General features: G+C 57.3%; 17 protein-coding genes. All 17 read right to left on the bottom strand.

Features of this window, described 5'->3' with window-relative positions; all coding sequences use genetic code 11:
- Positions 1-47 precede the first annotated feature (47 nt).
- Positions 48-587 (bottom strand): type VI secretion system lipoprotein TssJ, encoded by a 540-nt coding sequence (tssJ, locus tag PGR10_RS06550; protein ID WP_411325077.1) that lies wholly within the window; start codon positions 585-587, stop codon positions 48-50.
- Complete coding sequence (tssG, locus tag PGR10_RS06555) at positions 565-1,650, bottom strand: type VI secretion system baseplate subunit TssG (RefSeq protein WP_430923206.1); 1,086 nt, start codon at positions 1,648-1,650, stop codon at positions 565-567. The genes tssJ and tssG overlap by 23 nt, the downstream gene beginning before the upstream one ends.
- Positions 1,614-3,374, bottom strand: a complete 1,761-nt coding sequence (gene tssF / locus PGR10_RS06560) for a type VI secretion system baseplate subunit TssF (RefSeq protein ID WP_430923207.1) — start codon at positions 3,372-3,374, stop codon at positions 1,614-1,616. Before tssF ends, tssG begins: the two co-directional genes overlap by 37 nt.
- Before the next feature lie 72 nt (positions 3,375-3,446).
- Positions 3,447-6,830 (bottom strand): ImcF-related family protein, encoded by a 3,384-nt coding sequence (locus tag PGR10_RS06565; RefSeq protein ID WP_430923208.1) that lies wholly within the window; start codon positions 6,828-6,830, stop codon positions 3,447-3,449.
- A 97-nt stretch (positions 6,831-6,927) separates the two neighbouring features.
- The gene (locus PGR10_RS06570) at positions 6,928-9,363 is read right to left on the bottom strand and encodes a phospholipase effector Tle1 domain-containing protein (protein WP_430923209.1); all 2,436 of its coding nucleotides are present in this window, start codon (positions 9,361-9,363) and stop codon (positions 6,928-6,930) included.
- On the bottom strand, positions 9,336-9,905 hold the full coding sequence (locus tag PGR10_RS06575; RefSeq protein WP_289578610.1) for a DUF3304 domain-containing protein: 570 nt from the start codon (positions 9,903-9,905) through the stop codon (positions 9,336-9,338). Before PGR10_RS06575 ends, PGR10_RS06570 begins: the two co-directional genes overlap by 28 nt.
- 178 nt (positions 9,906-10,083) lie before the next feature.
- Positions 10,084-10,359 (bottom strand): hypothetical protein, encoded by a 276-nt coding sequence (locus PGR10_RS06580; protein WP_430923210.1) that lies wholly within the window; start codon positions 10,357-10,359, stop codon positions 10,084-10,086.
- Positions 10,332-10,901, bottom strand: a complete 570-nt coding sequence (locus tag PGR10_RS06585; protein ID WP_430923211.1) for a DUF3304 domain-containing protein — start codon at positions 10,899-10,901, stop codon at positions 10,332-10,334. Before PGR10_RS06585 ends, PGR10_RS06580 begins: the two co-directional genes overlap by 28 nt.
- A gap of 201 nt (positions 10,902-11,102) precedes the next feature.
- A complete protein-coding gene (locus PGR10_RS06590) occupies positions 11,103-12,764 on the bottom strand; it encodes a T6SS phospholipase effector Tle1-like catalytic domain-containing protein (protein ID WP_430923212.1) in 1,662 nt (553 codons plus the stop codon).
- Positions 12,737-13,306 (bottom strand): DUF3304 domain-containing protein, encoded by a 570-nt coding sequence (locus PGR10_RS06595; RefSeq protein ID WP_430923213.1) that lies wholly within the window; start codon positions 13,304-13,306, stop codon positions 12,737-12,739. Before PGR10_RS06595 ends, PGR10_RS06590 begins: the two co-directional genes overlap by 28 nt.
- 144 nt (positions 13,307-13,450) lie before the next feature.
- On the bottom strand, positions 13,451-13,573 hold the full coding sequence (locus tag PGR10_RS06600) for a hypothetical protein (protein ID WP_430923214.1): 123 nt from the start codon (positions 13,571-13,573) through the stop codon (positions 13,451-13,453).
- Positions 13,546-14,115, bottom strand: a complete 570-nt coding sequence (locus PGR10_RS06605) for a DUF3304 domain-containing protein (protein ID WP_430923215.1) — start codon at positions 14,113-14,115, stop codon at positions 13,546-13,548. Before PGR10_RS06605 ends, PGR10_RS06600 begins: the two co-directional genes overlap by 28 nt.
- Positions 14,116-14,354: 239 nt before the next feature.
- The gene (locus tag PGR10_RS06610) at positions 14,355-14,924 is read right to left on the bottom strand and encodes a DUF3304 domain-containing protein (protein WP_430923216.1); all 570 of its coding nucleotides are present in this window, start codon (positions 14,922-14,924) and stop codon (positions 14,355-14,357) included.
- A 56-nt stretch (positions 14,925-14,980) separates the two neighbouring features.
- Positions 14,981-15,730 carry a DUF4123 domain-containing protein gene (locus PGR10_RS06615; RefSeq protein WP_430923217.1) on the bottom strand — a complete coding sequence of 250 codons (750 nt, stop codon included), beginning with the start codon at positions 15,728-15,730 and terminating at the stop codon, positions 14,981-14,983.
- 11 nt (positions 15,731-15,741) lie between these two features.
- Positions 15,742-16,902 (bottom strand): hypothetical protein, encoded by a 1,161-nt coding sequence (locus tag PGR10_RS06620; RefSeq protein WP_430923218.1) that lies wholly within the window; start codon positions 16,900-16,902, stop codon positions 15,742-15,744.
- Positions 16,899-17,156, bottom strand: coding sequence for a PAAR domain-containing protein (locus tag PGR10_RS06625; protein WP_087860650.1), 258 nt, complete (start codon positions 17,154-17,156; stop codon positions 16,899-16,901). The genes PGR10_RS06620 and PGR10_RS06625 overlap by 4 nt, the downstream gene beginning before the upstream one ends.
- Before the next feature lie 39 nt (positions 17,157-17,195).
- The gene (locus PGR10_RS06630) at positions 17,196-19,574 is read right to left on the bottom strand and encodes a type VI secretion system Vgr family protein (RefSeq protein WP_430923219.1); all 2,379 of its coding nucleotides are present in this window, start codon (positions 19,572-19,574) and stop codon (positions 17,196-17,198) included.
- Positions 19,575-19,679 lie beyond the last annotated feature (105 nt).

Raw genomic sequence — 19,679 nt, forward strand, 5'->3', positions numbered from 1 at the left:
TATCCTTGACATTATTTATTGAAAATAAAAATTGCGCAGCGCGTTTCTCACTTGTCCTTCCGCGGTTGCAGAACAAGTTGATGATGGCTGGCCTCAATGACGCGCGCGCGGTCCAGGTCAAGATCCTCACGGGCAAGCACCAGCTTCCAGTCGTTTTTCGTCAGATCCGGCGCCCGGAACAGCGCCACCACGGCAACATACTGCGCCTGTTCATCCAGCGGCATGGTGAGACTCATCTCCGTTCCCGGTTTGAGCACCAGGCTGCGGCTGGCCAGTTGATCGTCTTTTAATATCTCCTCCCCCTCCGCCGCCAGCTGCTGGTAAACCGTCTTATCGAAGGTCTTGCGATCCTTCAGCACATAGACCCGTACCATCACCGGCTGGGAGGCGCTGTTATCCTCGCGGTTATCGGTGTTTAACGCATTGCGCGCGCTAAAATCCAGACGCAGCGTTTTCACCTGGCGATAAAATACTGACTTTACGGCGGACGAGGCGCCGTCGCTGATTTTCTGTGTTAGCCCGCAACCCGCCAGCATGAACGGCAGAAGAATCAGTGCGGATAGTTTAAGCGAAGTGATATGCAACACGTTGGTTTCCTTGTGATAATGGTGCAAGCGGCATGCCGCGGTAGCCGCCCAGTTCCGTGGTAAACGTGGCCGGTAAATCCGGCGGGACCGCGTCCCCCTCCATGCCCAGAACGCCGGTGATGCCGAGCATAAACGGCGTTTCGCCAAGTACCGGCGCGGGCAACAGCGGCGTGGGAAGCGTTAAGGTGATTTTGGCCTTATAGCGCCAGCCGAGATAAACCCGCAGCAGAACCAGAAAGTCCGCATAGATTTGCCCTTCCGGCATCCAGCCTGCGACCTCGGCGATATCATCGGTATACAGCGCGATCAGCAACTGGCTGGCAATCTCGGTCGTTTCATCGCCCAGCACCGTGTAGCCATCAAGCAGGAAATCGTTATCGCCGTAAAAACCCAGCGGCTGCGCCAGGTACACCGTCCGTGGGCAGTACGGCGACGCTTCCGCCCGCGTATGGGGCGCCAACAATCGTACCAGCGCCTGAATTCCCTCTTCGGTACGCGCGGGCAGGCGCATCACGCTGAGTAATGCCAGAAAGCGAGATACCGGCGCGGCAATATGCTGAGCGGTGCCGGGAATGCCCAGCCCGATCAGCCCCAGCAGGCTCTGCGAAGTACGGTCGCAACCGCCGTCTTCAAAGGTTGCCGGATACGAGTATTTGCGCCAGATGCGATAAAACTGGCTCAGAATGCGGTGGTTAAAAATATCGAGAAATGCTTCCTGCGCCTCATGCCCTTCTCTTTGCTGCGCAATATCATCCAGCCAGGCGGTAGGCAACGGCGAATCGACACCGTATAGCCCCATAAAGGTGGTGCGCAGCGTCGGCGGCGCGTCGGGATGCGCCTCATCATACTCCACCGCTTTGAGTTCGCTGACCGGAAAACCCATCCCCGGATGCGGGCGAAAGCGTATCGGATCATCCGCCGGGTTCAGCGTGCTGCCTAATGCCGGCGCGCCAGGTCGCGATTTTTCCAGTAGCTGGCAGAAACGGTAAAAGTTGATGCGCTGAATATCCCGCTCAAGCCGCGGGCTCAGCCGGGAATGCGGCGTTTGTGGTTCTCCTGCCATTCGAGACGCTCTCCGGTAGGTTGCAGTATCAGAATCAGACGATTAAACAGATGGATGTCGGTATACAGGGCAAAGAAGCGGTTGAGCATCTCGCCAAACAGGCAGATGTCGCCGTGTCCGGCGAAGCCGTTACCGTCGAGCGTCACCTCTATCTGCACGCCGCGTAGAAAATGCCCCTCGGCAAAACGCTCCACCTCACAGTGGCTCACGTCGACGATCGCCTGCAGGCGACGGCGGTTCATTTCGTTGTCCGTCCAGTCATACAACGCCAGCGCGCCGCGCAACACTTCGGCGTTATCCATCATCCACAGGAAGCTGCTGCCGAGATGGCTCAGCACCCGCCAGTGAAAACGATCCCGATCCGGTGGATAACACGGCAACGTCGGCGCGCTGAGATTGCGCACCTGGAGGCGCGACGTCGTGGATTTGACCACCGTGTCCAGCAGCGTGCTTTGCAGCGCCCGGCGCGGCAACTGGCCGTTGGTGCCGATCAGGCTCAATGACAGGGTTTCATTCTGCGGCACGCGATGCTGGTCAAACGCCTCGCCGCCCAGCGTCAGCCAGGTATCATGCAGCCCGGACGGGCCACGTTTAACGCGCGTGTGGTAATAATATTCCGGCGCATCATGGCGCAACATGCCGCCTTTGTGGCGAAAACTGGTAAACGGCACATACGCCTGGGTGCCGGAAAGGCGGGAAGAGGTGACGGACTCCACCGAATAGATTTCGGTGTGCCCATCCTGAACGCGCATGGGGCGCAGCAGATACTCACTTTGTAGTGAATCCAGATGCAGCGGGTCCGACTCCAGCGGGAACAGGTTAATAACCGGGCTGCAGTGTAAACGCAAATGTTTCTCTGACAACGCATACTCCTGCGGCCACGGTTTATCCAGCACGACCTCGATCTCAAACCATCCCGGCGCATCAGGAAACGTCATATTCTCCAGCCCGCACAGCGCGACCGACATAAACTTTTCACGAAAGCTGAAATACTCCAGCAGCAACTGGTAGCCGCTGAACCCGCCGCTTTGAGGCAGCAGCGCATCATCATGGCCAAAACCGCAAACGGCAAAATGGGCCGCCAGCGGCCTGCTATCGGCCTCCCCCGCCAGACGTATGCCGATGTGCGCCACATTCAGGGTCAGCGCTTCATGCAGCGCGCAGGCCAACGGCGCATCGGCGTTCAGGTACAACGGAATACGGCTCAGGTCGAGCGCCCGCCAGTCCACCAGCGCGCTACAGTCAAAACGCAGACAAATCGCCTGGCGGCCATCTGCCAGCGTCCTGACGTTGGCGCGGGAGAGCGCGAGCGGCTGTAAGGTTAGCGGCTGGGTCGTGGTGTAACGGCAGCGGGTGCCCGTCTCGCCGATGGGCCGGGAGATCACCTCCGTCCCTTTCTTCAGCCGCTGCGGCTCTTTCATCTCCCGCCAGTCGACGCTGAATTCCACCATCGCCAATGACGGAATGGTACGGAGATAATGCGGCCAAATCATACTCACCAGCCCGCCGGTCAGCTCTGGCAGGTCGTCGTCGAGCTTTTCGCGCAGCCGCCCCATCAGGAAAGCAAAACCTTCGAACAGGCGCTCAACATAGGGATCGCGGGCGCCAGCTTTATCGAGGTTTAACGCCGCGGCGCGATCGGGATGGGCGCGGGCAAACTCCTCGCCAGCTTCGCGCAGGTAGCGCATTTCAGCGTCAAAATAACGCAGAGTTAAATCGTCCATGGAATATCTCAAATGTCAGAATTGGAAAACTCGCCGCTTGTAAAGCAGCGCTTGCAGCGTGAATGTCGGCCCTTATTCCTCTACGTCACCGTCAGCAAACGGTTCTGCTCGGGGAGCCTCCACAATGAAAATCTGTGTCGGTAACGTGAAGTTTCGCAGTTTCAGCAACGCCAGCGGGCCATCGCCGAGTTCGGTACGCAGCAGCCACTGCAGTTGCCGGTTATCCGGCGTATTGACCGTCAGACGAAACAGCCCATCGCCGATCTGCTGGCGCTTCATTCTCTCCAGCATACGCAGCGTGCCCCACGGGCCGCTGTCGTTCGCCAATAGCCGGGCGCCCGCCGCCGTTGAGCTCCAGCTCAGCATCGCGCCGGGTTTGTTGATAGTCCCCGGCCAGCGGAAACTTTTCCATTCGGCAAGCTGGTTAAAGTAGTGCAGATTCTGGCCGTCGAGGGTGAGTTGCGTTTCAACAATGCCCGGCGTCGCCACCCCTTGTAGTTCAAATCCCATTCCCTGGCTGCCGTCGGTAAACAGGATGTCGGACAAGGAACTCAGTTGATTAATCGCCTTCAGGAAGGCCGGATTGAAAGTCAGCCCCTGGCTGTGCGTGCTATCGGCCACCCAGCGGCTGCCCTCCCGGTTGAGCACGCCGCCCAACTGTCGGGCGAGAAACTGGTCGATCCGCCCGCTATCGCGACGGATGAATGCCGCCAGCATCGGTAGCGAGACATCGTTTTTGCCCGCGGCAAACGGATAGCGGCCGTCAAAAGCCGAATGCCAGTTGGCGACCACAGAACGCTGCCACGCCTCGTTCAGGCTGGCCGCCGATGGCTGCAGCACCGTTTCCCAGGCCTGCGTCAGCGGCTGGACGAACATGGTCTGGCCGAAACCGCTCCACTCTTCGCCGAGGCTGGCCGCCACCAGGCTGCCGTACTCCTGGGTGTCGGTCAGGTCGACGCTTTTACCCTGAAACACGGTCTGCGCCAGCTGCTGCATCATCGCCTGCGGGTCGGGGGCGTTTGCCACCTGCTGGAGCCGCAGGCGTACGCGGGTCAGGCGCGTCAGCCAGGTCTGTAAACTGAGGGTGCTGTCTGCGGCAACCACGCTCTGAGAGGGATTTTTGCCCATCAGCGCCAGCAGCGGCCCAAAGGTGCTATCCAGCGGGCCGCGCACGCCGCCGGCCTGCTGGTCGATAAACGGCTGCTGGTCCTTATCGAGTAGATTTTTTGCCGACTTCACCAGCGAATCCGCCACGCCCTCACGCTGCTGCCCGGTCTGCCCCTGCCAGGCAAGGGTATTCATCAACGCAATCAGCGGCGACTGACGAACGTCGCCCGCCAACGTGAGCTGATCGGTAACATCGGCAATATTGCGCGCCGGATTTAAGCGGATGCTATTGAGAAAGCCCAGCCACGCCCCGGCGAAATCGGTGAAATAGCGATCGGTCAGCCGCTGTTTCAACGCCTCCGGGGAGACATCTCCGCTGACGGTCTGGCGGCTATCGCTCAGCACCCAGTCGATCTCATCGCGCCTGGCCGCCACCGCCTTATCGATCGCCTCGCGCACGCCGCCCTCCCACGCCTGGCGGGTAAACATCCCCGGAACCACCTCTTCCGTGGTAAACAACCGGCTGGCATTGGTCTGCGGCGTCATATCTTCCAGCATCATGTCGGCATAATTACGGCGCACCTGCAGCAGCATGTTCTCGTAAAGCGTGCTTTCGGCGTTGCGCCGCCCGATTTGCGCCAGCAGCACCTGACGCGCTTGCGTCACCAGTGCGGCATCCGGGGTGATTTTCCACGTCGGCTGCGACGGCAAGTTACGCATATAGAAGGCCCATAAATCAGGGGCGATACTCTGCCATAGCGCCGGGGCGACTCCCTGACGCGTCTGCTGCGCGGCGGTCATTGTCTGGCGGTAAAACGCCGCATCGGCTTTGTCCGGACGCGCCATCATCAGATAGGCCTTTAACTGGTCATAACCCGCTTTCGCCAGCTGCGCCCGCTGCGGGCTGCGCGGCGGCAGGTTGACCAACACCGTCAGTTGCCGGGTGAGCGCTTCTGCCGCCGCGTCGCGGATCAGACGCTGGTTAGCCCGCCCATACCACGGCAGCAGCGCGGCAGAAAGCGGCGCATTATGATTAAGACCAAAGCGCTGATACCAGGGCGCGCCGTTGGCGAGCCGATTCTGTAGACGGCCGATATCGTTGCGCAGCATCTGCAAATCGATCAGCTGTTGGTCGTTAACGACGGGCTGCCGCAGCAGCTGTACCCGCTGGGTGGCGCTGACAATTTGCTGGCGGTTGACGATAAAAGAGAGCAGGCTTCCCGCCGCCCACAGGGCAATCAGCGCCAGCAGGCCGACGCCGAGGGAGCGGCGCCACGCCACCCCCACCGGCAGGCCGCGCGCGCGGCCGCAGTCTGCGATGATCCCCTGCCAGACGGCCGGGGCCGGCCAACGGTGGGGATAGAGCCCATTGTCCACCGCTTCTTCCGCCTTTAACGAGGGGCTGAACAGCAGACCGCGGAGCGGGATCTGTTGCAGATGCCCGGTAAGCCACGGCATCAGTAGCGTCTTCCAGCCGCTGATACCGCCCTCCTTCAGCCATTTAGCGACACGCAGCAGGTAATCGTGGGACGAATCAGCGCACAACTGCTGAGTACCCTGCGCCAGCATGGCGGGCAGAATGGCGCGAAGCTGCCGTTCAACATCCTGCGGGACGGCCCGCGGCGGGAACAACGCCCCCAGCGTCTGGGTAATGCGCGTATCCTGCGGCCAGTCGCTGTCGCGGAGTTGCCACAGATAGACCGGCGGCTGGTAGCGCAGGACCTGCGTAACCTGCTCCAGCGTACGCAAATACTCGTCCAGATTCGCGGCGGTGGCCTGAGCATTGTCCAGCACCAGCACGATACCATCCAGCGGCCGGCGGCCGCGCAGCCGACGCAGGGCGCTGAGCCGCTCGTTATCCACCTTCGCCGACAGGCTACCGCCGTGGATCAGCACCGTACCGCGCCCCTCCAGCCATTGCTGTTGCGCAAGGCCGGGAACGATGGCGGCAATCTGCGCCGCCTCGCCAGCGACCCACAGCAGGCGGACCTTATTGCGCCACAATCGGCCGTAGCGGCGACGAAGAGTGTGCTTTAAGGACGCAAACGGCTGCGCCGGTTTTGTCTGCTGGCTAATAAAAGTCCGCGTCTGACGCTGTTGCCCATCGGCTTTTTGCCTGATAAACAGGTGGAAAGCAATAAAGCCCAGTATCCAGAGACAGAGACCATACGCCCAAATCAGGCCACAGACGGTCACTATCTCGCGGACCGCCGTCCACTGCAGCGTGCGGTTGGCGTGCCAGTTCCACCATCCCAGACCGCTCAGCAGGACCACAATTGTCCAGACGGCAAGACACAGGGTCGCGGTAGCCGCTACGGTCATTACCGCGGCATTTTTTTCCTTGAACATAAAATTGATGATTCCCTTAGCCACGGGCGTGCATCATCACGCCCGTATAGCGTTATTAAGGATACTTAGCGGATATAATGAATATGGCGATAACGAATTAAGGCAGCAGTATTTTAAAAGCCTCGCTTTTTATATCGCGATATATTTTACCCAGCACGCCCGATACCGTATTCAGATCTTTCATATCCGTTCGCGCCTGCACTAATATATCGCCAACATTAATATCTATAATCGCTTTTACCCGCTGGCCAAATTGTTTCACCGAATCCCACGTATCGTCATCGTTATCGTAAATCGTCCGCGACGCAAAATAACCGTGGGAAAACGAGGAGTGCAGCGGGTCGTGATTATACTTAGCCAGCGTGTCATGCACGTAGTTATCGTAAAAATCCAGCATCGTCGGCGAGCCCATCAGCGCCGCCCGCCGGGCATCGCCGCTTTTCTTGATCTGGATATATTCCGACTCCTGCGCCGCCACCAGCGGACCGCCGAGCTGGTTGGTCTGCGTGGTGGGAATAATATCCAGCAGTACCTGGGCCAGCAGCGCCACGATACCGGTATGGGCAAAGTCATAGCCCCACGCCGCGCGGTCCAGCCGATCCTTATCGATAAACGGCACTTCTCGCGGTCCTTCGCTTTCCGCGGGCGCCGCCGCCGACGGCAGCGCGCTGACCTGCTCATTCAGCGCCTGCTGATAAAAAGGCTTGCGCTGATAATACTTATCGGCGTATTGCGGGCTGGCAAAGCGCTCGGTACGCCAGGCGGTGATCCAGCTCAGCTGGTCCGCCAGCATCACCTCCAGCGCTTTGGCCTTCAGCGGCACATACACCGGATCCGGCAGTTTGCCCAGCGGACCGTTCTCCGGCGGCTTCGCGGCGGCGGCTGCGGCTTTCGCCTTATCGCTATCCGCCTTGTCGTGAGCCGCCTTCAGCGCGGCAACCGGATCCCGGCCCTGAGCCACGGCGATGGCCACCACCTCCGCCTCATTGACGGCCGGCGTTTCGGTCTTCGCCCCCGCCTGCTGCGCCCCAGCCTGCTGCCAGGCGTTAAACAGGGCGATGGCCTGGGCGGAAATTTTGAATTGATCCAATACATAAACAGACATCATTCGATAGGTTTTCTCTTTGGCGCCGCCGGGCAATACCTCAGGAGGCACGCTCAGCGGCGCCCCGGCGTCAAAGGCGGCGGCATACATATCGTGCAGCACAATCTTTGACAGCAGGTTGCGGGCGTCGGTCTGCACTTTGCCGAGCTCCGCAGGCTTACAGTCGCCGCCGACATCGGCATGCATCCCGGGATAGACCACCTCCACCGCTCCCGCCGGGTATTTACCGTCCGGACCGCGGATAGAGTCCAGCGGCAGGTCGCCGTGCTGCTCGTGGCCGGCGACAAAGTGGTAGCAGCTTTTTAAAAAACCTTTGGTGGTCGGCAGCCGCAGGCTGTTGGCCGCCCAGCCCAGATGCCCGGTGGCCGACGGCAGAATATGCGGCACGCCAACCGCGGAGACCGAATCCAGTAGCCCCATAAACTCGATACTGATGGGAATGCCCAGCAGCGTGGCTCCCCCCGGAACCACCGTCCCCGCCGGCAGCATATTTGTCGCATCGAGCGGCATTTTAGCGTCATCGAGCAGCGACTCCAGCCCGCGGGCGAAGGCGCGGGCGGCGGCGGCCCCCCGGCAGTAGCCGTAGACAAACAGCTTGATTTTGGCGATGCGCCGCTGCGAGCGCTGGATATGCAGCCGCGTCGGCTGCCTCGGCCACTGGTTGACCACAGCCCCCAGATGGTCGTCGCAGAATTTGTCAAGCGCGCTTTTACGGTTGAACTTCTGGGTCAGCCGCGAGAAGGGCCAGACGGTGGCCATACTGTTCCGGTATCCGGTCAGTTCGCTGTCTTCTATCCTTTCCTTTTTCACCGCATAGCAAATGCTGCTGTAGGTTTTAAGCAGCGCCTGGTTGATACGATCCTCACCGCCGTTGGCAAACAGTTCGCCGTCCAGCGAGTAGTGCTCTTCGCCTATCTGCGGAAAACGCGCTCCGCAGCCGGGAAAGTAGTAACAAAAGAATCCGTCATCCTCCGCTGGTGGCAACTGTCCACTCCAGTTTGCCGCATGGTAGAGTCTGCCGATATTAGTCAGCGGCGGATTGCGGGAGCCGTACACTTCATCAGCCCCTTCTTCATTACAGCAGGTACCGTCAAAGAACAGGCTGATATGCAGGCTGGCGGGGCAGCCCGGTTCCGTTTTTTTATCCGATTGATGATCGGACTCTTTAACATACCCCTCCAGGTATTGCCTGGCATAGTTGCCTTCGGTCTGCGTTCTGCTCGCCGGCAGGCGGCCACGCTCGTTGTATTGGGTTTTCTGCTGTGTGGTTTTATCCGCCGGCTTTTTGTCATCCGGCCCGGGAAACTTTGGCGGTAAGCTGGCCGCTTCCGCAGTGGAGGTTTTTACAGCGACCGGGGTGGCGCCGGTCTGAAAGGCGGCAATAAGTGCTTTCAGGGCATTCAGCGTGGAGTCTGCGGTGTCGGACATACGACCTCCTCCTTAATATGATTTATAAGCACGTTTTGCGCTTTTTTTAGTCCGTCAGTCTCAGGCTGTATCGGATATTCAGGGGCTGCTCGACCGTAGCAGGAACGCACTATCCGCACTTTATCGCAAGGGAAAATATGGATATCAAAACCACAAGCCTGTCCTTTCTCCCAGCGCTCAATCGGCACGGTAATCGGTCCATGGTGCAGGTAGTGACTCGTATGATCATCAGGGATATGTTTCGGATCTATCCATGCGTTAGGATCGGAGGTCCATGTGATTTTTGCCGTCAGTCCCGGCCGCCAGACGTCTGGCACCATCACACAGCAGAAGCCGCCGCCGCCGCCGTAAGAATTGGCGCCTGGCCCGCCGTAGCCATTCACCTGCACCGAAACGATGGCGTCCGGGCCGTGGTTTAAAACGGCTATATCAGCAGCGCTCATGCCGTCGCGACTGTGGTCGCGACAGGCCGTCAGCAGGCAGAGAATAACGGCAGCCAGCACCGCCAGCCCGCCGGGCAAAATACGGATATGCTTTATCATTGATGTGTCCTTACAAATATAAAGTGATGACTTATTAATAAATGACGTCATTAAATGCTTGTATTTATGCTAATAGATGAACCCCATATATAACTGATAATGATATTTGTAGCGGTCAAATAAAATTGGTCGCTACAGACATTAATACCGGTTTTCCAAATGATAAAATCGGGTAATATTAGTCAGCGGCGGATTGTGTATGCTGAGAGGCATAGTTGCCTTCGGTCTGCGTTCTGCTCGCCGCCAGGCGCCCGCGCTCGTTGTATTCGGCTTTCTGCTGCGTAGATTTATCCGCGGGCGTTTTCCCCTTTTTATCATCCGGCCCTGGAAACTTCGGCGGTAAACTGGCCGCTTCCGCGGTGGAGGTTTTAACAGCGACCGGAGTGGCACCGGTCTGAAAGGCGGCAATAAGCGCCTTCAGGGCACTTAACGTGGAGTCTGCGGCGTCGGACATACAACTTCCTCCTTGATATGTTTAAAAATAATATTATCTGCTTTTTTATCCTCATCAGGATGAGGAAGTATAGGGTATTTCGGATCTGCGCGACCGTAGCAGGAACGTACTATCCGCACCTTATCACAGGGGAAAATATGCACATCAAAACCGCAGGCCTGCCCCTTCTCCCAGCGTTCGATGGGGACGGTGATCGGGCCATGGCGCTGATAATATTGCGAATAGTTGTCAGGCATATCGCTCAGTCTCATCCAGGAGTTAGGGTCGGAGGTCCAGGTGATTTTTGCAGTCAGCCCCGGGCGCCAGACATCTGGCACCATCACGCAGCAGAAGCCGCCGCCGCCGCCGTAGGAATTGGCCCTTGGTCCCCCATAGCCGTTCACCTGCAACGAGACAATGGCATCCGGACCGTGGTTTAAGACGTTTATATCAGCGCCGCTCATGCCGTCGCGACTGTGATCGCGACAGGCCGTCAGCAGGCAGAGCAAAACGGCGGCCAGCACCGCCAGCCCGCCGGGCAAAATACGGATATGCTTTATCATTGATGTGTCCTTACAAATATAAATTGATGAATTATTAATAAATGACGTAATTAAATAACTGTATTTATGCTAATATATGAACCTCCATATATAACTGATAATGATATTTATAGCGGTCAAATAAAATTGGCCGCTATAAATATCTTCAGCTGTATTTTCATATCCGTTCGCGCCTGCACTATTATATCGCCGATATTAATATCAATAATCATTTTTACCCGCTGGCTTGCGTGGTGGGAATAATATCCAGCAGCGCCACGATACCGGTATGGGCAAAGTCATAGCCCCACGCCGCGCGGTCCAGCCGATCCTTATCGATAAACGGCACTTCTCGCGGCCCTTCGCTTTCCGCGGGCGCCGCCGCCTGCTGCAGGCGTTAAACAGGGCGATCGCCTGTTCGGAGATTTTGAATTGCTCCAATACATAAACAGACATCATTCGATAAGTTTTCTCTTTGGCGCCGCCAGGCAACACCTCAGGAGGCACGCTCAGCGGCGCCCCGGCATCAAAGGCGGCGGCATACATATCGTGCAGCACAATCTTTGACAGCAGGCTGGCGGCATCGGTCTGCACTTTGCCGAGTTCCGTGGGTTTACAGTCGCCGCCGACATCGGCATGCATCCCGGGATAGACCACCTCCACCGCTCCTGCCGGGTATTTACCGTCCGGACCGCGAATGGAGTCCAGCGGCAGGTCGCCATGCTGCTCGTGGCCGGCGACAAAGTGGTAGCAGCTTTTTAAGAAGCCTTTGGTGGTCGGCAGCCGCAGGCTGTTGGCCGCCCAGCCCAGATGCCCGGTGGCCGACGGCAGGATATGCGGCACGCCAACCGCGGAGACCGTATCCAGCAACCCCATAAACTCAATACTGATGGGGATGCCCAGCAGGGTCGGGCCGGGGGGTACCACCGTCCCCGCCGGCAGCATATTTGTCGCATCGAGCGGCATTCTGGCGTCATCGAGCAGCGACTCCAGCCCGCGGGCGAAGGCACGGGCGGTAGCGGCCCCCCGGCAGTAGCCGTAGACGAACAGCTTGATTTTGGCGATGCGCCGCTGCGAGCGCTGGATATACAGCCGCGTCGGCTGCCGCGGCCACTGGTTGACCACAGCCTCCAGATGGTCGTCGCAGAATTTGTCAAGTGCGCTTTTACGGTTGAACTTCTGGGTCAGCCGCGAGAAGGGCCAGACGGTGGCCATACTGTTCCGGTATCTGGTCAGTTCGCTGTCCTCTATCCTTTCCTTTTTCACCGCATAACAAATGCTGCTGTAGGTTTTAAGCAGCGCCTGGTTGATACGATCCTCACCGCCGTTGGCAAACAACTCGCCGTCCAGGGAGTAGTGCTCTTCACCAATCTCCGGAAAGCGTGCGCCACAGCCGGGAAAGTAGTAACAAAAGTAACCATCATTCTCCGCCTTATCTAACCAGTTTGCTGCATGGTAGAGACGGCCGATATTGGTCAGCGGCGGGTTTCGCGAGCCGTAGACTTCATCACCATCTTCTTCGTTACAGCCGGTACCGTCAAAGAACAGGCTGATATGCAGGCTGGCCGGGCAGCCCGGTTGCGTTTTTTTGTCCGAGGGATGTTCTGACCCTTTAACATACCCCTCCAGGTACTGCCTGGCGTAGTTGCCTTCGGTCTGCGTTCTGCTCGCCGGCAGACGGCCGCGCTCGTTGTATTCGGTTTTCTGCTGCGTGGAGTTATCCGCTGACGTTTTCCCCTTTTTATCATCCGGCCCGGGAAACTTTGGCGGTAAGCTGGCCGCTTCCGCAGTGGAGGTTTTAACAGCGACCGGAGTGGCACCGGTCTGAAAGGCGGCAATAAGCGCCTTCAGGGCACTTAACGTGGAGTCTGCGGTGTCGGACATACAACTTCCTCCTTGATATGTTTAAAAATGACGTTATCTGCCTTTTGATCCTCATCGGGCGCACGATGTATCGGATATTCCGGAGATGAACGATCGTGACAGGAGCGTATAATTCTTACCTTATCGCAGGGAAAGACATGCACTTCAAAGCCACAGGCCTGTCCCTTCTCCCAGCGCTCAATGGGAACGGTGATCGGTCCATGGCGCTGATAGTATTGTGAATAGTTGTCAGGCATATCGCTTATTTTCATCCAGGAGTTAGGGTCGGAAGTCCAGGTGATTTTTGCCGTCAGCCCCGGCCGCCAGTCGTTGGGCACCATCACACAGCAGAAGCCGCCACCGCCGCCGTAGGAATTGGCTCCTGGTCCGCCGTAGCCGTTCACCTGCAACGAGACAATGGCGTCCGGACCGTGGTTTAAGACGTTTATATCAGCGCCGCTCATCCCGTCGCGACTGTGATCGCGGCAGGCCGTCAGCAGGCAGAGAAAAACGGCGGCCAGCACCGCCAGTCCGCCGGGCAAAATACGAATATGCTTTATCATTGATGTGTCCTTACAAAAGAAATTAAATGCGTCGTTATTAAAAGATGACGTGATGACAGAATTATATTTTTGCTGATATATACCCCCCGAATATTTGGGATAATGATATTTGTAGCGTTCAAATAAAATGGGCCGCTACAGACATTAATACCGGTTTCCAGATGCTTCCACAGTGGAGGTTTTAACCGTAACCGGAGTGGCGCCGGTCTGAAAGGCGGCAATAAGCGCCTTCAGGGCATTCAGCGTGGAGTCGGCGGTGTCGGACATACGATGTTCTCCTTAACATGGTCGAATAATATTTTTTTCGCTTTTTCATCCTCATCGGGCGCACGCCGTATCGGATATTCCGGAGATGAGCGATCGTGACAGGAGCGTATAATTCTTACCTTATCGCAGGGAAAAATATGCACTTCAAAGCCACAGGCCTGTCCCTTCCCCCAGCGCTCAATGGGAACGGTGATCGGTCCATGACTCTGATAATGACTCGCATGATCGTCAGGGATATGTTTCGGGTCTATCCATGCGTTAGGATCGGAGGTCCAGGTGATTTTTGCCGTCAGACCCGGGCGCCAGACATCTGGCACCATCACACAGCAGAAGCCGCCGCCGCCGCCGTAGGAATTGGCTCCCGGTCCGCCGTAGCCGTTCACCTGCAACGAGACAATGGCATCCGGACCGTGGTTTAAGACGTTTATATCAGCGCCGCTCATCCCGTCGCGACTGTGGTCACGGCAGGCCGTCAGCAGGCAGAGCAAAGCGGCGGCCAGCACCGCCAGCCCGCCGGACAAAATACGGGTATGCTTTATCATTGATGTGTCCTTACAAAAGAAATTAAATACGTCGCTATTAAGAGATGACGTGATGACAGAATTATATTTTTGCTGATATATACCTCCCGAATATTTGTGATAATGATATTTGTAGCGGTCAAATAAAATTGGCCGCTACAGACATTAATACCGGTTTCCAGATGCTTCCACAGTGGAGGTTTTAACCGTGACCGGAGTGGCGCCGGTCTGAAAGGCGGCAATTAGCGCCTTCAGGGCATTCAGCGTGGAGTCTGCGGTGTCGGACATATAACGTCCTCCTTAATATGTTTGAAAATAACGTTATCTGCTTTTTTTTCTTCGTCAGGTTCAGGTTGTACCGGATATTCGGGAGAGTCACGCATATGACAGGAACGCACTATCCGCACCTTATCGCAGGGAAAAATATGTACATCAAAGCCACAGGCCTGATCCTCTTCCCAGCGTTCGATAGGGACGATAATCGGCCCATGTTTCTGATAGTGAGTCTCATAATCATCTGGCATCTCACTTGATTTCATCCAGGAGTTAGGGTCGGAAGTCCAGGTGATTTTTGCCGTCAGCCCCGGCCGCCAGTCGTTGGGCACCATCACACAGCAGAAGCCGCCGCCGCCGCCGTAGGGATTAGCTCTTGGCCCGCCGTAACCGTTCACCTGCATCGAAACGATGGCGTCTGGGCCGTGGTTATAGACATTTATATCAGCGCCGCTCATGCCGTCGCGACTGTGGTCACGGCAGGCCGTCAGCAGGCAGAGAAAACCGGCGGTCAGCACCGCCAGCCTGCCGGGCAAAATACGAATATGCTTTATCATTGATGTGTCCTTACAGAACTGATCATCACCTATTGATTATCAAAAGGGAGGATGTTTTATTCCTTAAAGTGGCTTTCAAACCAGGAAGCTAAATCGCCGACAAAATTCTGCTGATGCGCCTGCCAGCCGAGCTGCCAAAGAGTGTTAAATTTGTCCTCCTGGGTGGCAAAAAAGGTGCTGAATTTTTCAGAAACCGTAAATCGCTGGGCATCGATAGCGACATCCAGTTTCATCATTTGCTCATCGCTGAAATTAATCTTGATCGCCTCCGGGATCGCTGCCTGAACTGGCGAACATTCGCCTTCCAGCCAGCAGATCTTGTTGTCTCTATCGCGGTAGCTCCAGAGATAAACCGGTTCTAAAAACCATGCTTTTTGTTCTTCAGTGAGCACATGCTGCATCAACAACGGGAACATGCGGGTATCGTAATAACGCACCAGACCAGAACGGTCTTCCCATGCGCCGTCGGCCAGATTGCGCAAGTGGGCGGCGAGCGTTGAAAAACTCAGTGGTGAAAGGATGATCAGTAGACCCGGCTTGTAGGAAAATGCGGCGATCAGATCGGCGATCCATTGACGATGCTGCCAGCAAGCTGGCTCCAGCCGCATCAATAAAGGCGCCATCTCCAGCAGCGGCTCTTCCGGTTGCCCCTGATAGAGCGAGAACCACTGCACCGGAGGAGAAAGTCTATTTAAGCCATCCAACAATGGATTGCTTAAAACACCTTGATCGGCAATGAGATAGACGTCGCGCAGCGCGAGTTTTCGCGCAAATTGTTCCAGCTTGCTAATCCATTCCTGATTCATTAACGACATGTTCATTCCTTCTTGTCTTGAGGTTGCGGTGCCGGGACTGCTGCGATGACGATGCCCAGTGAGAGAGGATGACGCGGATCGCGGGCGATCCAGCCGCAAGACTGATGAAAGCGACAGGCAAATATCGCCGCCAGCGTAATCGTGATGAGCTGCTCCATCAGCCCCGTCTCCCCCCAGTTTTCATCCTGCAGCAGCTGGTTGATGTTCCAGCCGCTTTGCGCCAGTTCCGGGATTTGCGGCTGTGTAAATGCGATACAGGGATCGGGCGGACGTTCGGCCCCGCTTTGCTGCATCGCCCGCTGACAGACCTGCTGGATATTTTCCACCGCAGCGCCTTCATAAACCTCGCCGCGGGTCAGTCTCGCCTCCCCCTCCCGGGCCAGTAACCACAGCACGGCAGATTCACCCGCCGGTCTCGCGGAATCCGCCGTCACCGCCACCGACTGGCACCCCGCCACCAGAAAGAAACATCCGTCGCCGGCCGCATTCATTCGTGCGGTAATCTCCGATAAGCTGGCCTCGCCCTGCCAGGGTTCAGCCATATGCGGCAACTGAGCGGTGGGATAGCGCTTGCGCAGCTCGGCGCAAAATTCTCGCCATGCCGGTTCGCTGCCCTGCCAGTAACAGCCGCTCAGGCAGGGAAATTGATGGTCGCCTCGCTGCGCCAGCCATTGTTGCGCCAGCATCCTGGCCAGCTGCTGTTCGCGCAGGTCGATATCAACGATATCCGAGTGAATCAGCCGCAGCGCCCGCGCACCGGCCTCCAGTTTCTCTTTTGGCGTCTGATGTTCTCGCTTCAGCAGCGCATGCCAGTGCTCGGGTTCACACCCCACCGGCCCCAGCAGCACCGTTTCCACCAGCCCAACGCTATATTGATGCCGGGCCCACCACGTCTGATGATCGAAATCGATCAACTGCTGGTAGTACTGGGTATAGTGGACCGACAGGCGGTAATAAAGCAGACGCAACATCCAGATGATGAAAACCAAAAGCATGGCGCCAACGATTGCGACGGTAATTAACGCCCCGCCACGCGCTTCGCCAGGCATTAACGCCGCGCCTCCACCGCTAATCAGCGTCAGCCCCGCGCCGACGGATAACCACCGTCCGTTGCGGGGCGGCGTGGCGGTTTTGTAAGGCAGATAGTCGGTGAGCTGTCTCATAACGCGACGTCGCAATCAGGGCGTGAGCTCACCAGCGTACAGCCGCAGGCGCAACGATGCCCGTCAAGAGCCACCGGAGAACCATCCACTTCATACAGAGAGCTTCCTTCGGCTATGACCGTCAGGCCATGTTCATTGCAGCTCACCTGGTCGCCTTTGCAGGCGATGCCTTTACCAAAACAGAGATAATGGCCGCCGATCACCGTACCGCCATGCTCACGCAAGGTATCACCCTGCCGAATAATGGGTTTCAAGGTCTGTTCCTCCGGGTAAGTTATATCAATGGGCGATTGTCAGGCGGCACGCGGAACAAAGGTCTGAGCCAGTTCTTGCGCATGAATCAGGCAGTCTTTACATATCGATGTGGGAAGGTCGGGAAGCGGAAACGTCTCGCCGGCTGGCCCCTGCATCTTATGCGTGCCTTTAAAACTGAGCAGACCGGGGCTGTGAAGATGGATTTCTCCCTGCGGCGTCAGGCGAATGTAGCCGCCGCCGCAGCCCAGGGTGATGCCATTTTTGGCGGTAAGCTGCAGATGTCCCTGCGTTGATTGAACGGTAATATCCTTCAGTGAAGTGAGCGCCAGGGTATCGCCGTGCGACTCTATCGCCAGCGGACCTTTCACCGATACCATACGCATCCCTTCGCGGTGGGACAGCAGCGAGATAGCGTTTTTGCTATTCACCGACAGCCGATTGCCGCTGGCCAGCGCAATATCGCTGGCGCTTTGCAGATACAGTCCTTTACCACTCTGCAGCAGCGTCGTTTCCGCCGTCACGATGCCGATCCCTTTCGGCGCGCTCATTAGCAGGACGGGGCTCGCGAGGTTGACGGCTTTGCCGACGAACTGCTTTAACGTGCTGACATCCGGCGGGGTGTTGTAGTGGGTGCGGGCTATCTCCTGCCAGTCGTTGAGCTGGACAACGGCGGCGCTGAGCAGTTGACTCGCGGGATCCATTTCCACGGTCGCGCCCATCGCTTTCAGCTGTTCATCGGCGGTGATAAATATCCCCTTGCCTGCGCGGATCGCGCCGTAGCTATCGGTGCGTAACTCAAACCCTTCACCGCGCGGCGAGTTCTGATGATCCACCAGGTGGCCGAGGTTGAGTTGGCTCTTGCCGCCATATTCGGTGCTGACCTTAACGTGCTCTTTGCCCCGTGTATCATCAAGGCGAATCTTGTTATTCGCCGGCGTGCGCAGCACGTTGCGCTTGTAGTTGTAAAGCGTCACGTGGTCCTGGTGCGTGGAATCGTGCAGGGCGCCGGCAATATAGGGCCTATCGGGATCGCCCTGCTCAAAAGCGATCGCCACTTCGGTACCCGCTAACAACGGCAGATGCAGGCCAAAAGTTTCACCGGCGTAAGGGCGCGCCTGCCGCACCCACAGGCTTTCCTCGCCCGGCTGCCAGCGATCGCGGTCGAACAATAAGTTCACCCGATAACGTCCGTCGCGATCGATATGGCCGTAGAGATCGTTGATTTTGGTGCTGGTGACGCGCGCCGGTAACGTCCCGGCCATGCTGGGTTTACTGATGATTGCCGGGCGAAAGCAGTAGGTCTCAACACTGGGAATGGCCTGAAATGTCACTTCGAAGCTGCGGTCGCGGCGGGCGCGACAGTGAATTGCGGTGATCGCCACGCCCTGGCGCCAGAGGTCCGTCACCTCCTCGCCGCCGCTCACTTTTAGCTGCTGTCCGGGAGACAACGCCGCACAGTTTGTTTCTCCGTTCAGCCGCGTCTGCTGGTTGAGATAGCGCTCATGGCGAATACGGGCATAAAAGGCCCCGCTCTCCGGGTCCGGAGTATGCTGATAGCGATTACCTGGCGTCAGGTAGTTGTCCGCCCAGTGATAGGCTTCACCGTAGGTGGTACTATCGCCCCGGCTGACATTGACATTGAGATTCATATCCTCCGGCGCGTTACGATAGTTGTAGTCACGGGTGAAGACCGAACGCTCAACCACGCGGTGTCGGCTTTGTAAATCCCACACCGATTCGCTCCCGCCGTCATGCTGCCCGGAGGGGGCGACCGAGGGCAATACCAACCCCGCCTCGTAGTGTTGCTGGTCGTCGTAGAACTCCGCTACATCAATATTGAGCCGGGTATCGGCGATAAAACGAAACCAGATCCCCACCTCGCCCAACAGGCGGGAGATAAAAGTCAGATCGTCCTCACCGTATTGCATCACCTGTTCACGCCGCGGATATTCATGCGCCAGTTGAAAGACAAAATCTTCACCGCGCATCTGGTGACGGGTTCTGAGGATGTGCTCCACAATCTGCGGCGCCGACATGTCCTGATAAATCCGATTCTGATGGCTCTTCGACAGTAGCGCCAGACGCGGCTGTAACGTCAAGGCGTAGCGCGTTTCCTCTTTTGAGGTGGAAAGCCGTTCAAAAGCGGTGATCACTCCCTGCACAACGCGCACCGGTTGCTGGATCTTAATGCCAAATCCCTGGTCAACCGGCGCCTGCAAGGTCAGCGAGGCATTTTTCAGCAACATCTGCTGCGGGGTGATGGCACGATCGCTGCTGGTAAATTCAATGGTATAGCGGAAAGGCTCGCTTAAGTTTTCCTCGCCTTCGAAGCACAGAACGTCCAGCAAGGAGTGACAACCATGCACCTGTAAAAGATGATGACTGTGGTTGAAAAACAAAGGCTTTATGTCATTCATGGTTTATTTTCCTTTATCAAACGCCATTCTCTTTATCTCCCTTCCATCGCTTTCAGCCACGCTACCGCCCGTCGCTGTTTCCTGTTGATAAGGAGCCCAAAAGCG

Origin of the sequence: Klebsiella sp. 141198, assembly GCF_050600785.1 — a bacterium.
Taxonomy (GTDB): Bacteria; Pseudomonadota; Gammaproteobacteria; order Enterobacterales; family Enterobacteriaceae; genus Klebsiella; species Klebsiella aerogenes.

Coding starts and splice junctions, on each gene's coding strand:
- PGR10_RS06585 (WP_430923211.1), bottom strand. CDS start 10,901: ATGATAAAGCATATCCGTATTTTGCCCGGCGGGCTGGCGGTGCTGGCC.
- tssF (WP_430923207.1), bottom strand. CDS start 3,374: ATGGACGATTTAACTCTGCGTTATTTTGACGCTGAAATGCGCTACCTG.
- PGR10_RS06630 (WP_430923219.1), bottom strand. CDS start 19,574: ATGAATGACATAAAGCCTTTGTTTTTCAACCACAGTCATCATCTTTTA.
- PGR10_RS06620 (WP_430923218.1), bottom strand. CDS start 16,902: ATGAGACAGCTCACCGACTATCTGCCTTACAAAACCGCCACGCCGCCC.
- PGR10_RS06570 (WP_430923209.1), bottom strand. CDS start 9,363: ATGTCCGACACCGCAGACTCCACGCTGAATGCCCTGAAAGCACTTATT.
- PGR10_RS06565 (WP_430923208.1), bottom strand. CDS start 6,830: ATGTTCAAGGAAAAAAATGCCGCGGTAATGACCGTAGCGGCTACCGCG.
- PGR10_RS06600 (WP_430923214.1), bottom strand. CDS start 13,573: ATGTCCGACACCGCCGACTCCACGCTGAATGCCCTGAAGGCGCTTATT.
- PGR10_RS06575 (WP_289578610.1), bottom strand. CDS start 9,905: ATGATAAAGCATATCCGTATTTTGCCCGGCGGGCTGGCGGTGCTGGCT.
- PGR10_RS06615 (WP_430923217.1), bottom strand. CDS start 15,730: ATGAATCAGGAATGGATTAGCAAGCTGGAACAATTTGCGCGAAAACTC.
- tssG (WP_430923206.1), bottom strand. CDS start 1,650: ATGGCAGGAGAACCACAAACGCCGCATTCCCGGCTGAGCCCGCGGCTT.
- PGR10_RS06590 (WP_430923212.1), bottom strand. CDS start 12,764: ATGTCCGACACCGCAGACTCCACGTTAAGTGCCCTGAAGGCGCTTATT.
- PGR10_RS06605 (WP_430923215.1), bottom strand. CDS start 14,115: ATGATAAAGCATACCCGTATTTTGTCCGGCGGGCTGGCGGTGCTGGCC.
- PGR10_RS06580 (WP_430923210.1), bottom strand. CDS start 10,359: ATGTCCGACGCCGCAGACTCCACGTTAAGTGCCCTGAAGGCGCTTATT.
- PGR10_RS06595 (WP_430923213.1), bottom strand. CDS start 13,306: ATGATAAAGCATATTCGTATTTTGCCCGGCGGACTGGCGGTGCTGGCC.
- PGR10_RS06610 (WP_430923216.1), bottom strand. CDS start 14,924: ATGATAAAGCATATTCGTATTTTGCCCGGCAGGCTGGCGGTGCTGACC.